8 protein-coding genes are annotated in these 14,282 nt (G+C 69.3%); 5 read left to right on the top strand and 3 right to left on the bottom strand.

All coding sequences use genetic code 11. From position 1 onward, the window contains the following. Nucleotides 1-14: 14 nt before the first annotated feature. On the top strand, nucleotides 15-7,700 hold the full coding sequence (locus ACSQ9A_RS14465) for a DUF4781 domain-containing protein (protein WP_436304120.1): 7,686 nt from the start codon (nucleotides 15-17) through the stop codon (nucleotides 7,698-7,700). A gap of 12 nt (nucleotides 7,701-7,712) precedes the next feature. On the opposite strand, the gene ACSQ9A_RS14460 is transcribed toward ACSQ9A_RS14465, so the two are convergent. Further along, nucleotides 7,713-8,630: a helix-turn-helix domain-containing protein gene (locus ACSQ9A_RS14460; protein ID WP_436304119.1), complete on the bottom strand. Its 918-nt coding sequence runs from the start codon at nucleotides 8,628-8,630 to the stop codon at nucleotides 7,713-7,715. A 158-nt stretch (nucleotides 8,631-8,788) separates the two neighbouring features. On the opposite strand from ACSQ9A_RS14460, the gene ACSQ9A_RS14455 reads away from it, so the two are divergent. After that, nucleotides 8,789-9,733 carry an autoinducer binding domain-containing protein gene (locus ACSQ9A_RS14455; RefSeq protein WP_436304118.1) on the top strand — a complete coding sequence of 315 codons (945 nt, stop codon included), beginning with the start codon at nucleotides 8,789-8,791 and terminating at the stop codon, nucleotides 9,731-9,733. On the opposite strand, the gene ACSQ9A_RS14450 is transcribed toward ACSQ9A_RS14455, so the two are convergent. Both ACSQ9A_RS14450 and ACSQ9A_RS14445 read right to left on the bottom strand, forming a co-directional pair. Beyond that, nucleotides 9,730-10,761 carry an aldo/keto reductase gene (locus ACSQ9A_RS14450; RefSeq protein ID WP_436304117.1) on the bottom strand — a complete coding sequence of 344 codons (1,032 nt, stop codon included), beginning with the start codon at nucleotides 10,759-10,761 and terminating at the stop codon, nucleotides 9,730-9,732. The two genes, ACSQ9A_RS14455 and ACSQ9A_RS14450, sit on opposite strands and share 4 nt — an antisense overlap. A gap of 29 nt (nucleotides 10,762-10,790) precedes the next feature. Next, nucleotides 10,791-11,978: an MFS transporter gene (locus ACSQ9A_RS14445; RefSeq protein ID WP_436304116.1), complete on the bottom strand. Its 1,188-nt coding sequence runs from the start codon at nucleotides 11,976-11,978 to the stop codon at nucleotides 10,791-10,793. A 79-nt stretch (nucleotides 11,979-12,057) separates the two neighbouring features. On the opposite strand from ACSQ9A_RS14445, the gene ACSQ9A_RS14440 reads away from it, so the two are divergent. The 3 genes from ACSQ9A_RS14440 to ACSQ9A_RS14430 are packed head-to-tail and all read left to right on the top strand — an operon-like array spanning nucleotide 12,058 to nucleotide 14,272. Beyond that, nucleotides 12,058-12,978, top strand: a complete 921-nt coding sequence (locus ACSQ9A_RS14440; protein WP_436306298.1) for a LysR family transcriptional regulator — start codon at nucleotides 12,058-12,060, stop codon at nucleotides 12,976-12,978. Beyond that, nucleotides 12,975-13,598 (top strand): paraquat-inducible protein A, encoded by a 624-nt coding sequence (locus ACSQ9A_RS14435; RefSeq protein WP_214693937.1) that lies wholly within the window; start codon nucleotides 12,975-12,977, stop codon nucleotides 13,596-13,598. The genes ACSQ9A_RS14440 and ACSQ9A_RS14435 overlap by 4 nt, the downstream gene beginning before the upstream one ends. After that, a complete protein-coding gene (locus ACSQ9A_RS14430) occupies nucleotides 13,595-14,272 on the top strand; it encodes a paraquat-inducible protein A (RefSeq protein ID WP_436304115.1) in 678 nt (225 codons plus the stop codon). The genes ACSQ9A_RS14435 and ACSQ9A_RS14430 overlap by 4 nt, the downstream gene beginning before the upstream one ends. Nucleotides 14,273-14,282: the final 10 nt, after the last annotated feature.

Genomic DNA, 14,282 nt, shown 5'->3' with positions numbered 1-14,282 from the left:
CCACCGGAGCGCTCATGGTCGCACCCGCCACCGCATCCTCGCCAAGCCTGTCGCAAGCGGCCATCGACCATGCAGCGGCAGTCAGAGCCGCCGAGGAGCAGCGGCGCCGCGCCGAGGAGGCTGCGCGCAGGGCAGCGGAAGAAGCCCAACGGATCGCCGCGGAAGCCAGAAGGCTGGCCGCGGAGGCGCGCAAGAAGGCCGACGATGCGAGGAAGCTGGCGGAGGCTGCCGAGGCCAAGAAGGCGCAGACCCAGGCCGAGCAGGACGCGGCGGCCAAGCTGCGCGCGCAAGCCAAGATCGATGAACTTGATGCGCTGAAGAAGGAGGCCACCGCCAATCTGCGCACCAAGGAAGAGACGCTCGCCAATTCCAAGCTCGACGACGTGCGCCAGCGGCGCGCGCCGAACGATCCGTCGGAGGCCACGCGCGCGGCGCAGAGCGAGGTCGACGCCGCGCAGAAGACGCAGGCGCTGTACGAGCCCGCGGCCGGCGCGCAGGTCGCCGACCAGCCGGCCCCCAGCGCGGGCACGCAGGCCCTGCTCGACAAGGCGCAGAAGGCCGCCAAGCCGGTGTTCGACGCGCAGGCCAGGGGCGGCGACGGCACCAATGAAGAGAAGGCCGCGCTCAACGTCGCCGTCACGGAATGGCTGGAAGCTGCGCAGCAGGACATGCGCATCGCGGGCCTGAAGGCGCAGGTCGAAGGCAAGGACCCGAGCGCCGCCATCGACCAGGAGGCCGCCAGGATCAACCAGGCGATCGACAAGGGCGGCGTCTTCGACCCGGAGGCGATGGGCGCCTACGTCGACAAGGCACAGGCCGGCGTGAAGGCGGAGACGCCGGAGATCCGCCAGCTGCGCAGCGAGCAGTACAACGTCAACCAGTCGGGCAAGAAGCAGGTTGCCGATGCACGCACCGAAGCGACGGATGCCGACGCCGCGGCCGACAAGGCCGAGGCCTACGCGAAGAGCTTCGGCGACGGCCCCGGCGGCAACGACACCATCATCACCGCCAAGCAGAACGCCAAGGACGAGGCCGCGCGCCTGCGCGGCGTGGCGAACCGGGCCGACGCGAAGCTCGACGGACTGAACAAGGCCGTCGGCACCAGCGATCCGGCCGACCCGGCCAATCCGAAGACCAACGTCGTCGGCGCGGTCAACGCGGACTACAACGCGCGCGTGGCCGATCTCGAGGTCAAGGACCTGAGCGCCAAGTACGACCAGGCGGTGGCCGGCGGCGATGCCGGCAAGATCGCCGAGGCCGACGCCGCCCTGCGCGAGGCGCAGGAGGGGCAGCGCTACATGCACGCGCTCGCCGACGACGAGGCCGCCAAGCTCGATCGCAGCGACGCCGAGATCGAGTACACCGATGCCGAGGGCGCCTGGAATGCCGAGTCGCAGACGCGGCCCGGCACCTACACGGTGACCGAGCACGACGGCGACAAGCAGACCACCAAGACCGTCAAGGCCGAGGGCTACGACCCCGCCTTCTGGGCCAAGCCGGGCAGCGAGGAGGGCAAGAAGGTCCAGGCCAGCGACGGCAAGTACTACTACGTCGACGGCGACAAGAAGACCGAGCTCGATCCCGTCACCTCGCGCCTCTGGGCCGCGCACGACAAGCGCGAGGCCGCCACGAAGCGCATGGGCGACACCGGCTCCACTCTGGGCAAGGTCAAGGAGGACTTGATCGGCGGCACCGACGGCAGCGGCCCCAAGCTGGATGCGGCGCGCTACCTCGACAACGCCGATGCCATCAACCAGCGGCTGGCCGATGCCAATGCCGACGTGGCGGCGGCCCCGGCCGGGCTGAATTCAAAGCATCCGCCGGGATTCATCGGTCCGGTGGCCACGCCGACCACGCCGCAGCAGCTCGGCGAGGCGCTGGAGAAGCAGCGCACTGCGCAGGCCGAGGCCGACGCGCTGAAGGCGATGCAGGATCTGCGCAGCGCCGAGCGCGACCAGGCCGCAGGCAAGCCGGTGGATGCGGCGAAACTCGAAGGCCTGCGCGAGACCGCGCGCGAGAAGCAGCACAAGCACGAGGAATCGCAGCCCAAGCTCTCCGCCGCCGACGAGAAGAAGATGCGCAACGAGCAGTTGCCGCAGGCGCGCAGCGACTACCAGGCCAAGTCCGGCGAGGTCGACAAGCTCACCGCGCCCGGCAGCACCGCCACCGAGGCCGAGCGCAACAAGGCGCTGGACGAGCTCGACGCGCTGAAGCTCGCGGTGCGCGACTACGAGACGCAGCTCGAGCTGATCGACGCCGAACGCGACTGGTATGCGGCGCAGAACCAGTACGGCCAGACCGCCTTCGCCAAGCCGCAGCTGTCGATGTTCATGAAGAACGGCGAGTCGGTCACGGGCGACGTCTACCCGCAGAACTACGACCCGACCTGGAACCTCAAGCCCGGCGCGGACGGCAAGGTCAGTGCGGAAGGCCTGCCGCGCGGACTCTCGCCCGACGACATCGAGGTGCGCCACGACCAGTGCGGCGGCGGCTACACGGTGATCATCAATAAGGACTCCGAGGTCATCGGCTGGCAGAAGTCCGAGCGCTACGGCGACATGCGCAACTTCACCGTGCGCGAGGGCGAGTACAGGATGAATCCCGCCACGGCGCGGCTGTGGGACACCTCGGTGTTCGGCAACGGGCGGCTGGCGCAGGCGCGCAGCGAACGCGGAACGGTCGAGCAGCAGTTGGGCGACGCCAGGGCCGAGGCCCCGCCCGCGCCCGGCGAACAGCCGCTGATCGGTCCGGACGGCAAGCCGGTGCCGACGCTGCGCCTGGGCGACGACCTCACGCAGCGCAAGAAGACGGTGGACCAGAACGTCGGCACCGCGACCAGCGAGCGCGACAAGGCGCAGGCCGCCTACGATGCCGGCACCGGCGATCGCACCGAGCTGAAGAACGCCCTGGACGATGCCAACTCGCGCCTCGCCATCGCGAAGAACGAGCAGGCGGCGGTGGACGCGGTGCTGCTGTGGCAGGAGGCGCATCGCACGCGCCAGCTCTACGAGGCCAACGAACGCGCAGGCCGCGCGCAGCCCATGTGCTACGCCAAGCCGCCGGCAGAACTGGAGAGCGATGCACGCGCCAGCGCGCTCGCCGCACGCAGCAAATGGCTGGGCTCGCACAACAAGTTCTACACCGACACGGCCAAGCGCGATCTGGGCGCCGCGCAGGCTGCGCACGACAAGTGGAAGCGCGAGAACCCGGCGCTGGCCGAGACCGGCAGCGACACCTGGAAGGCGCTGCAGGCGGCCCAGCGCAAGGCCGACGTCGCCAAGCGCTACCAGGCGGCCGGCGCCACCGAGAGCGCGAGCGCGCGCGAGCAGAACTTCATCGCCCAGAACCTGCGGCCCGACCAGCACGGCGACGGCGCCGAGCTCTACAAGCTCTTCATGAAGGATCCGGAGCTGATGGCGCAGTCCATCATCAACACCCACTACGTGCAGTTCGGCGGCCAGTTCACGCAGATGCAGAACCGCACGCAGCTCGCGAACCAGGTCGCAATCGCGCTCGGCTGGAAGCCCGACATCGAACTCGATCCGGCGACGCCGGCCAACAACGAGCGCCTGCAGCAGACGCAGAACCTGTTCGGAAATCTCGACAAGGACCAGAAGGAGATCCTCGACAAGACCGTGAACAAGCTCGTCGAGCTGGGCGGCGACAAGGCCAGGGTGATGGTGCTGCCGGTGGTCTACGGACTCGAGGGCGAGCAGGGCGGCATCGTGAAGACCGCGCTGTTCAAAGTCGAAACCAAGCCCGGTGAAGCGAAGTACGTCGACGAGCAGGGCTGGGAGTACGACAGCCTCGACGACTACCGCGCCAACAACAACCTGCCGGTGGAAGGCGTGAACCTCGTGACGCCGGAGGACGGCAACTTCACGCTCGACGCCGACGGCAACGTCAAGCTCTTCAGCGGCGACGCGCGCACCGAGACCGGCTGGGAGACCTTCAGGCGCAAGTCTCATCTCGACGTCGTGGTCGGCGTGGCCGGCCTGGTGGCCGGGGTGGTGCTGACGGTGGGTTCGCTCGGCACCCTGTCGGCGCCCGGCGTGATGCTGATCGCCGGCTCCGCGGCGGCGCTGGCGGCCGGCTACGGCATCGCCACCTCCACGGAAAGCCTGGTCAAGCAGGGCGGCCACGGCCAGGACATCAATCCGTTCACCAGCACGCAGGCGCGGCTGGACTGGCTGAACCTCGGCCTGTCGGCGGTCAGCGTGCCGGTGGTCGGCGCCTCCACGCGCGCCACCATGCAGGCGATGCGCGCGCGCAATGCGCTCAAGGCCGCGACGGCGGCGCGCGGAGCCGGCGATGCGACCGCGGCCGGCAAGCACCTCGACGACTTCGTGCGCTACTCGCAGAGCGCCCAGGCCTGGGGCAAGCCCGCCGCGGCGGCGGCCAAGCCGCTGGGCGTGGGCAGCGTCGCTGCCTTCGAGGAAGGTGCGCGCTACACGATCGACAACTGGGAGCACATGAACTCCGCCGACCGCGAGAAGCAGCTCGGCATGCTGGGCCTGAACCTCGCCGGCTTCGCCTCGCCGGTGTTCGCACGCGGCTACGTCCGCGTGCACAACGCAGTCAAGCCGATGGTGAACACTGCGCACGCGCAGACGCCGCCGGCCACGCACGCGACCCGGGCGAACGAAGGCGCGGCGGACGGCAGCAAGGTCGTGCCGCTGGCCAGCCGGCGCAACCCCGTGGTGATCGACGATCCGCAGCGGGTCACGGCCGCGGCGGCGGAGGACCCGCTGCTGCCCTTCCGTGAACAGCCCGCGCCGCCAAGCGAAGCGCCGCCGGGCGACGTCCGCCTGCTGCATCCGGATGGCCCGCCGGTCATTGCGGCGGAGGCGCCCGACGCGCCGCTGGCCCAGGTGCTCCCGCTGCTCCTGCGCCGCGCCGGCGACGGGCCGGACCCGGGGCCGGGCTCTGTGCCGGCATCGGCGCGCAGGCCGCAGGAGCAGCAGTTGCTCCTGGCTGTCGGTGGAGACGCCCAGGCGCCCAATGCGCCGTTCACGCGTTCGCCGCATCGCCAGGCGACGCTGCGCCAACTCAACCCGCAGGCATCGGCGAACAACCAGGGCGGTACCGGCGCGCATGGGCAGGGCGGGCAGGGGCAGCCGTCGGTCAATCCGCAGAGGCAAGGGCAGCAGGGGTCGGGTCCCCCGGCATCCCTGCCTTCCAGCGGCGCGGGTTCGCGACCGCCCGCCGCGAACCCGGGAGCGCAGGCTTCTTCCGGCACCGGCGGTCGCGCCAGCCCCGGCTTCGATGCCGACGGCGTGCCGCTGCCGCCGACGACGATGGGCCGCGATCGCGGTTGGGAAAGCGTGGCCAATCACGCCAACGGCATGATCCGCCGGCAGCAGCTGGCGGCCGATCCGGATTCGCCCGCGACGCCGCTCGTGCCCTCGGCCGACGAGGCCGCGGTCACGGCCGCGCTGATGGCCGACCCGCCAGAGGGTTCCGGCGTGCGCTACGTGGTCTCGAAGCTGGGCCCGCGCGACACGATCTACGGCAGCGAAGGCGGCGTGCGCACGCGCAACCGCGACACCTACGACAACTTCGCCGACGCCAGCGCGGCCGCCGCGCGCGAGGGCGGTGGCTGGATCAACCGCGTGCAGCCCGATACCGCCTGGTTCCCGCTGGCCGCTCGCTGCCGCGTCGGGGCCGACGAGATCATCGGCGCGGTCCATGTGAACGGCGACGGCCAGGTGCTGCCGATCGGCGTGCCCAATGCAAGGGATGCGGCCACCCTGGCCGCGACCACCCGCGTGCCGAGCTGGAGGCAGGGCATCAAGGGCGTGCTGTCGGAGCAGCCGAAGGACGCGCTGATCCGCGCCAAGGGCATGACCATGATCGCCGGCGGCGTGCGCGTCGGCTTCGAGGCGATGAAGCCGGTGTTCGGCTTGCCGGCGGAGCTGGCCGGCGGGCGCACGGCGGGCTACCTCAGCTATCCGCTGTCGAGCTTCGGGCGCGCCGCCTACCTCACCGCATCGCAGCGCATGAAGGAATCGATGGCCGCGGCCACGCGCGGCGATCGCGCCACGGCCGAGAAGCTGGTCGAGAAGGTGATCAACGGCAGCGGCTGGCGCGGCGACAAGATCATGGATGAGGCCAAGGCCCAGTCGCTGCGCGACAAGGTGGACGAGGTCGCGACGCTGGGCGCAGCCTTCAAGGCCAGCCGCGAGGCCTGGGCCGACGCGCCTTCCGACAGGAACTTCCAGCTGCACACCATTCGATCGCCCGGCGACACCGCCGAGACGCTGGCGCCTGCCCACTACATGAAGGGCGTGCCGGGGCTGCGCGACTTCTTCGGCGGCTTGCGAAGCGAGTTTCCGGGCAGGAACAAGTCGGAGATCCGTAGCGAGCTATTGCTGCGCATCGACAAGATGAACGCCGATCAGCTCCGGATGGCAGCGGATCCTTCGCACGCGGACACCTCGCCAGAGGCCCGGCTCTTGCGCGAGTTTCCGGAGGTGCATGCCAGGTTCAGCGACTCGGTGAAGCATCGGGCGGAGTTGCGCGAGGCGCATGCCGCGCTCTACGAGAAGCTGCAAGCGCTTTTCCCGGGCAAGAAGGGCGTCGATCCGAAGGGGGCCGAAGGCCTGGGCGGCAGCACCAACTCGCCCAACACGCGCCTGGGCCTGTTCAGCCGCCGCGCGACCATCGCGGTGAGCCTCAACACCTTCGTGGGTACCGTCTTCAAGCCGCTGAATGCAGGCGACTCCATCCAGACGCATGCAGGCAATTTCGCCGACGTCCTGTCGATCGGAACGCTCGGCGCGAACTACATCTACAACAACAAGGTGGATGCGCTCGCGACCGTCGAACTCAAGATCGCCAACGAGGCCAAGGCGGCCAACATGAAGGTCGACGACTACCTCGAGGCCCATCCCGAACTGCAGGCCGATAAGGCCGCCGCCCAGACAAAGAAGAACGACTGGAACAAGTACCGCGACTACGCAGGGCTGCTGAGCGCCGGGCGGGCCATCGCGGTGGGCATGGGCTTGATGGAGACGGGCCCCGAGATCCTGGCCTACGGCGCCTTCGCCCAGGCTGCACTCACGGGCACCTGGGTCGGCCTGCAGCAGATTCCGGCGCTGCGCAACGGCGCCTTCCCGACCGCCACCAAGATCCTCAAGTGGTCGGCGGTCGGCTCCATCGCGATCGTGCCGGCGGCGACGGTGCTGTACAAGGCCATCGCCGGCACCGAGCAGGAGAAGAAGGACAGTGTGGTGCAGATGGTCTGGAACGGCTTCACCGGCCTGTTCGAAACGGATCCGGCCAGGCCGGGCCACCCGACGCCTTCGACGGGCACGACGCCGAGCAGCCCGCCTTCGAGCAGCCCGAGCACGCCTCCGGGACACGAGCCTGGCGAGCCGGAAAAGCCGGACGAAGGCGAGGAGCCGAAGCCGCAGAAGGAACCGGTCGTCAAGCCGATCTTCGTCAGCGTCGGCGGCGACCGCCGCGAGACGGCGACGCTGTGGGGCATCACCGAGAACAACCTGCAGACCCTGCTGACGCCGCCCGAGCTCGGTGCCGCGCGGCAGGAGGGCAGCAAGAACCACGTCGTGAATGAAGCGCTGGCGCAGCTCTTCAACCTCAATCCGCGCTTCGACAAGCGTCTGATGGACGGCATCGCGACGAACATCGAAGGAGACCCCGACACGCTGATCGACGGTTGGCAGATCAAGGTCGGTTAGATCGCTGGCGGCCTATCCCGCGGCTGCGTGGTCCTCGACGATGCCGTTCCTCGCCGAGGGCGGCTGCAAGGCATCGTGCACCGAGAGCCTGCGGTACTCGCCGGGCGTCACGGCGTAGGTGCTGAGGAAGGTCTTGTGCAGGTGGCTCTGGTCGCTGAAGCCGGCGGCATGCGCCGCGTAGATCACGCGCGCACCGCCGGCGAGGAGGTCGCGTGCGTACTCGACGCGGTGGCCCACCAGCAGCTCGTGCGGCGTGAATCCCAAGGCGCTCTTGAAGCGGCGCTGAAGATGTACCGGGTGCCAGCCCACCGCATCGGCCAGCGCGTCCAGCGTGAGCCGCTGGCGAAAGCCCTTGGCGATCAGCTCATAGAGCCGGTTCACGCGATCGTCGCCGCTGTCGATCGTGACCGCGTAGTCGCGCGCGTGCGTCCGGGCTGCGGCGGCCTGCGGCGGAATCCATTGCGCCAGCCGCTGGCGCAGCAGGGAGCGGCCGGCCGCACCGATTTCCTCGTTGCCGGAGTGCGCCGCTTCGTACAGCAGCCGATGGCATTCGATGAACTCGCGCGCCGAGGTGGCCTGCGCAAAGATCGATACCGCTGCATCGCCTTCCTCCCGCGCCGTTCGCACGATGTCGTGCGAAGGGTTCACGCAGCGCGCGACGGCGAAGCTGCAGTACATGGCGTCTTCCCGCCAGGGCGCGGAACGCGCCTGCACCGAATGCCACACGTGCGGCGCGATGCGCAGCAGCGTGCCCGGCGGCACGACCGTGATGCCGGCGATGGTTCGCACGCGCAACTCCGTGTCGGAAACCGAGAGCGTGAAGCCGCCGTGCCTGTGCGGCCGGATTTCGCGCTGCAGGAATCGATTGGCGGTGAATTGAAGACCTGCAAGGTCGACATCTCGCCAATAGGAGGAAGCAAGGAGTTCCATCGAGGCCCGAATTTATCGCCTGGTTGTGTCGACGTTAAGAATTTACAAGGCGGCGCAGCCGGCCTTTGGTAATTTGCTGCACAAGTCGCGGCGTCGCCGGGCCAACGAGAACTCTTTTCTTATCGCCGGGCAATCGACGGCGTCGACTGGTCATCAACATGATGCTGTCTTCCTTGTTGCAACGTGCGGCCGCGGCATCGCTGCCGGGCACGCCGATTCACGAATCGCCGCCGCCGAACGACGGTGGCCTGCATGGCGGTCCGGTGCCGCAGCTGTATTCGGAGGCGCAGTTGTGCTTGCCGGAAACGATGGGGCGGCTCGCCGAAGCGTCCGGCATCGTCGGTGACCTGCTGGACGCCGGCAGCAGCGAGGCGCGCGTGCGCCTGGTGCGCGGCATGCTGCATGCGATCGGCTTCGAATGGCTGGGCTACGGCACGATCACCTACCTGCGCGGGCAGCCGTGGCCGCTGAGCTTCTTCACCGGCTATGCGAACCGGGAGTGGGCGCAGCGCTATTTTTCGCAGCGCCATTACGAGGTGGACACGCGGTACCGGGATGCGCCCGCTTCCAGTCTGCCGCTGTTGTGGGACATCGACCAGCTGGAGGCGTCGCCGGTGAACCCGGATCCGAGCGGACGCCGCCGCCGCTTTCTCGACGACCTTCGCGCGAACGGCATCAGGAGCGGCCTGTTCCTGCGCCTGGCCTCGCCCACGCACGTGAACGAGCACACGGTGATCAGCCTGTCGTCCAGCGCACCGAGCCGCGGCTGGATCACGGACAGCGTGGTCGGCCAGTCGCTGATGCTGGGTCTCAGCGTGCACGAATACCTGTCGCGCCACGCGCGCGTGCCGGCCGCGCCGCCGGCGGCGCGGGCCGAGATGTCAGGCATGTCGACCACGCAGCAGTACATCCTCGAACACCTGCTGCAGGGGCGCAGCGACAAGGAGATCGCCTACCGGTTGCACCTGTCGGCGCACACGGTGGACTACCACATGCGCCAGCTGCGGCGCCGTTTCGCGGCGCGCAACCGGGTGCAGTTGGTGAATGCAGCGACGCAGTCGCCGTACGCCGAGAGCAACTTCGGCACGATCGAACAGACCTAGACAGCGATCGGGCTGCGTTCGGCGAACTGGCCGTTCCAGTAGGGGTAGTAGGGGTAGGGCGGCGTGACCGCGCTGGCCGCATCGAGTCTCTCGACCTGCTCCGTCGTGAGCTGCCAGCCGAGCGCGCCCAGGTTCTGCTTGAGTTGTTCCTCGTCGCGCGCGCCGATCAGCACGCTGGCCACGGTGGGACGCTGCAGCAGCCAGTTGAGCGCGATCTGCGGCACGGTCTTGCCGGTTTCCTCGGCCACCTGGTCCATCGCATCGACCACGCGGTACAGGCGCTCGTCGTCCACCGGCGGCGCGAAGCCGGCGGTGTCGTGCAGCCGGCTGCCCGCGGGCAGCGGCTGGCCGCGCCGGATCCTGCCGGTCAGGCGGCCCCAGCCCAGCGGGCTCCAGACGATCGCGCCCACGCCCTGGTCGATGGCGAGCGGCATCAGCTCCCATTCGTAGTCACGTCCTACCAGCGAGTAGTAGGTCTGGTTCGCGACGTAGCGCGAAAGGCCCAACCGGTCCGACGCGGCCAGCGACTTCATCAACTGCCAGCCCGAGAAGTTGGAGACGCCGATGTAACGCACCTTGCCCGCGCGCACGAGGTCGTCGAGCGTGCGCAGCACCTGCTCGACCGGCGTCATCGCATCGAAGGCGTGCAGCTGCAGCAGGTCGATGTAGTCGGTGCCCAGGCGCTTGAGCGCGGCGTCGGTGCCGGCGATCAGGTGATGGCGCGAGGAGCCGACGTCGTTCGGCCCGTCGCCCGCGCGCAGCGAGAGCTTGGTCGAGAGGATCACCTTGTCGCGCCGGCCCTGCACCGCGGCGCCGAGGATCGATTCGGAGGCGCCGCTCGAGTACACGTCGGCGCTGTCGAAGAGATTGACGCCGGCCTCGAGGCAGATGTCGACGATGCGGCGCGCGCCGGCGACGTCGGTGTTGCCCCAGGCGCTGAAGAGCGGACCCTGGCCGCCGAAGGTGCCGGCGCCGAAGCCGAGGGCCGGCACCTTGAAGCCGGAGTTGCCGAGATAGCGATGTTCCATGACGAGTCCTTGCAGTTGGAATGAATGATTCAGGTGCGTGCGGGCGCGCAGGCTAGCGGCAGCTCGCGCCGGTCGAGCGCACGGCTCCAGAGCGCGATCGCGAGGCCTGCCAGCGTCAGCAGCGCGGCGACCCAGCCGAGTGCGCCGAGCCCCGGGCCGCGGTCGATCACCATGCCGCCGACCCAGGCGCCGAGCGCATTGCCGAGATTGAAGGCCGCGATGTTGAGGCTGGACGCCAGGTTCTGCCCGGCGCCGGATGCTTTCTCGAGCACGCGCAGCTGGAGCGGCGCGACCGTGGCGAAGGAAGCGATGCCGAGCAGGCCGACGAAGAGCGCCGCCGTCACGCCCGAGTGGAGCGCCGGCTGCATCACGGCCAGCACCACGGCGAGCGCCACCAGCGTGCCCAGCACGGCCGGCATGAGCGCGCGGTCGGCCAGCTTGCCGCCGAGGATGTTGCCCACCGCGAGGCCGCCGCCGAAGAGCAGCAGGGTCGGCGACACCGCCGCTTCGGACAAGCCGGTGATGCGGGTCAGCAGCGGCTGGATGTAGGTGAACACCGCGAACACGCCGGCAAAGCCGAGCACCGTCATCGCGAGCCCGAGCAGCACCTGCGGCCGGGCCAGCACCGCGAGTTCGTCGGCGAGCGAGGCGGGGGCCTGCTTGTCGGAGGCCCGATCGCGGGGCACGAAGACCGCGAGCACGGCGAGGGCGAAGACGCCGATCAGCGCCACGGCCCAGAAGGTCGAGCGCCAGCCGAACTGCAGGCCCAGCCAGGCGCCGGCCGGCACGCCGAGCATGGTCGCGGCCGTGAGGCCGGTGAACATGATTGCGATCGCCGAGGCGCGCTTTTCCGGAGCGACCAGTCCGGTGGCAACGACGGAGCCGACGCCGAAGAAAGTGCCGTGCGCGAGCGAGGTGATCACGCGCGCGGCCATCAGCATCTCGTAGCTGGGCGCCAGCGCACAGGCGATGTTGCCGAGCGTGAAGATCGCCATCAGCGCGAGCAGCACGGTCTTGCGCGGCACGCGGCGGGTGGCGATGGTGAGCAGCGGCGCGCCGACCGCGACCCCGAGCGCATAGCCCGAGATCAGCAGGCCGGCGGCCGCGATGGAGACATGAAGATCCGCCGAGACCTGCAGCAGCAGGCCCATGATGACGAATTCGGTGGTGCCTATTCCGAAGGCACCGGCGGTGAGGGCGAGAAGAGCGATGGGCATGATGCCTCGTACTGTGCGGGCGCTGGGCTTGCGTGACTAGAATGCCGCTCGGACACACAACTGTGACTTGAATTCACATATGGCGCGCATCGAGGTCAACCGCTCCGGCGAGATGGAAGCCTTTGTCCAGGTGGTCGACCGCGGCAGCTTCTCGGCCGGCGCGCGCGTGCTGGGCATGACGCCTTCGGCCATCAGCAAGCTGGTCGCGCGGCTGGAGGCGCGGCTGGCCACGCAACTGGTGCACCGCTCCACGCGCAAGCTGCAGCTCACGCCCGAGGGCCAGAACTTCTACGAGCGCAGCGTGCGCGTGCTGGCCGACATGGACGAGGCCGAGCGCTGCGCCGCGGCCGGCGCCGCGCCGCGCGGGCGGGTGCGCATCAACGCCAGCATCTCCTTCGGCCACCGCCTGCTGATGCCGCTGGTGCCGCGCTTTCTGGAACTGCATCCGCAGGTGACGCTGGACATCGTGCTGACCGACCGCGTGGTCGACCTGATGGACGAGCGCACCGACATCGCGATCCGCTGGGGTCCGTTGCCGCCCTCCGACCTGGTGGCGCGCCATCTCTTCGATACCGGCCAGGCCATCGTCGCTTCGCCCGCGTACCTGGAACGCTACGGCACGCCGCGCACGCCGCAGGAGCTGGAGGCGCACAACCGCATCGGTTCCAGCTACCACCGCAGCGCACCCGACTGGCCGCTCGCGGTCGACGGGCGCGTGGTCGAGATGCCGGTGGTGGGCTCGGTGCGTGCCGGCGATGGAGAAACACTGCGCCGGCTGGTGATGGAGGGGGTCGGGCTGGGCCGGCTCTCGCTCTATCACATCCAGCCCGACATCGACGCCGGCCGCCTGGTGCCGGTGCTGGAGGAATTCAATCCGCGCGACATGACGCCGGTGCATGCCGTCTACCTCGGCAAGCCGGGCCGCCTGCCGGCGCGGGTGCGCGCCGTGCTCGACTACCTGTCGACGCGGCTCGCGGACAATAGCCGTTCACGACCATGAAGGAAGTTCCCGACGCCATCGTCTGCGAGGGCTGCGACGCGGTCTACCGCCGCACGCCGCTGCGCCCGCGCGAAGTCTCGCATTGCGCCCGCTGCGGCACCGAGCTCGACCGGCATGCGGGCGACCAGGGCGCGCGCGTGCTGCCGCTCACGGTGGCGAGCCTGATCCTGTTCGCGATCGCCAACCTGTTTCCGATCGTCGAGATCGAGTTGCGCGGCCTCAGCAGCGAGACCACGCTGGCCGGCGCGGTGATCGTGCTCAGCACCGAGGGCATGTCGGTGGTGGCGCTGTTGGTGCTGGGCACCACCATCCTCTTTCCCTTGCTGCAGCTGTGCATCCTGTTCTACCTGCTGGTGCCGATGGCGCGCGAGCGGCGGCCCGCCGGCTTCGGCGTGCTGGTGCGGATCCTGCAGTCGCTCAGGCCGTGGGGAATGATCGAGGTCTTTCTGCTCGGCGTGCTGGTGGCCATCGTCAAGCTCTCGAGCCTGGCGCAGGTGGTGGCCGGACCGGCGCTGTGGGCCTTCATGGGCCTCACGGTGCTGCTGACGGCGGTGCTGTCCTTCAATCCGCGCACCTTCTGGGAAATGGCCTTCGAGCCGCGGCCGGGGCAGAAGGCATGACGGCAACGGCGCCGATCAGGACAGCGGCGCAGCTCGGGCTCTTGAGCTGCCCCCACTGCGGCACGGTCTGGCAGGGCGCCGCGGAGGGCGAGGCCTGCGGGCGTTGCGGCACGCACCTGCATCGCCGCAAGCCTCACAGCATCCAGTGCACCTGGGCCTTGCTGATCGCGGCCTGCATCATGTACGTGCCGGCCAACCTGCTGCCGGTGATGATCACCAAGAGCCTGCTGGGCACGCAGTACGACACCATCCTGAGCGGCGTGATCTACTTCTGGGTCTCCGGCGCCTACGGGCTGGCGGCGATCATCTTCATCGCCAGCTTCCTGGTGCCGTTGTTCAAGCTGACCGCGCTGATGCTGCTGGCTTACATGGCCCAGCGGCACCGCCCCGCCGGGCAACTCGAACGCGCGCGGCTCTATCGCATCCTCGAGGTGATCGGCCGCTGGTCGATGCTCGACGTCTTCGTGGTGTCGCTGCTCGCCGGCCTGGTGCGCATCCAGGGTTTTGCCGAAATCACCGCCGGCGTCGGCATCGGCGCCTTCGGCGCGGTGGTGGTGCTGACGATGCTGGCCTCGCTGAGCTTCGATCCGCGCCTCACCTGGGACAGCGAGGACGTCATGAACGAAACGGAGCCCGCACACGACATGCACGCAAGAAACGAAAGAACCGCATGAGCGCTGCGCC

Source organism: Variovorax sp. LjRoot290 (assembly GCF_964253985.1).
Classification (GTDB): Bacteria; Pseudomonadota; Gammaproteobacteria; order Burkholderiales; family Burkholderiaceae_C; genus Variovorax.
The sequence above is the reverse complement of the archived record's forward strand: the minus strand, read 5'-3'. Positions and strand labels throughout refer to the sequence as shown.

Excerpts from the sequence above, each read along its gene's own strand:
- ACSQ9A_RS14435 (WP_214693937.1), top strand. The coding sequence starts at position 12,975 with ATGAAGGAAGTTCCCGACGCCATCGTCTGCGAGGGCTGCGACGCGGTC.
- ACSQ9A_RS14445 (WP_436304116.1), bottom strand. The coding sequence starts at position 11,978 with ATGCCCATCGCTCTTCTCGCCCTCACCGCCGGTGCCTTCGGAATAGGC.
- ACSQ9A_RS14440 (WP_436306298.1), top strand. The coding sequence starts at position 12,058 with ATGGCGCGCATCGAGGTCAACCGCTCCGGCGAGATGGAAGCCTTTGTC.
- ACSQ9A_RS14430 (WP_436304115.1), top strand. The coding sequence starts at position 13,595 with ATGACGGCAACGGCGCCGATCAGGACAGCGGCGCAGCTCGGGCTCTTG.
- ACSQ9A_RS14465 (WP_436304120.1), top strand. The coding sequence starts at position 15 with ATGGTCGCACCCGCCACCGCATCCTCGCCAAGCCTGTCGCAAGCGGCC.
- ACSQ9A_RS14450 (WP_436304117.1), bottom strand. The coding sequence starts at position 10,761 with ATGGAACATCGCTATCTCGGCAACTCCGGCTTCAAGGTGCCGGCCCTC.
- ACSQ9A_RS14460 (WP_436304119.1), bottom strand. The coding sequence starts at position 8,630 with ATGGAACTCCTTGCTTCCTCCTATTGGCGAGATGTCGACCTTGCAGGT.
- ACSQ9A_RS14455 (WP_436304118.1), top strand. The coding sequence starts at position 8,789 with ATGATGCTGTCTTCCTTGTTGCAACGTGCGGCCGCGGCATCGCTGCCG.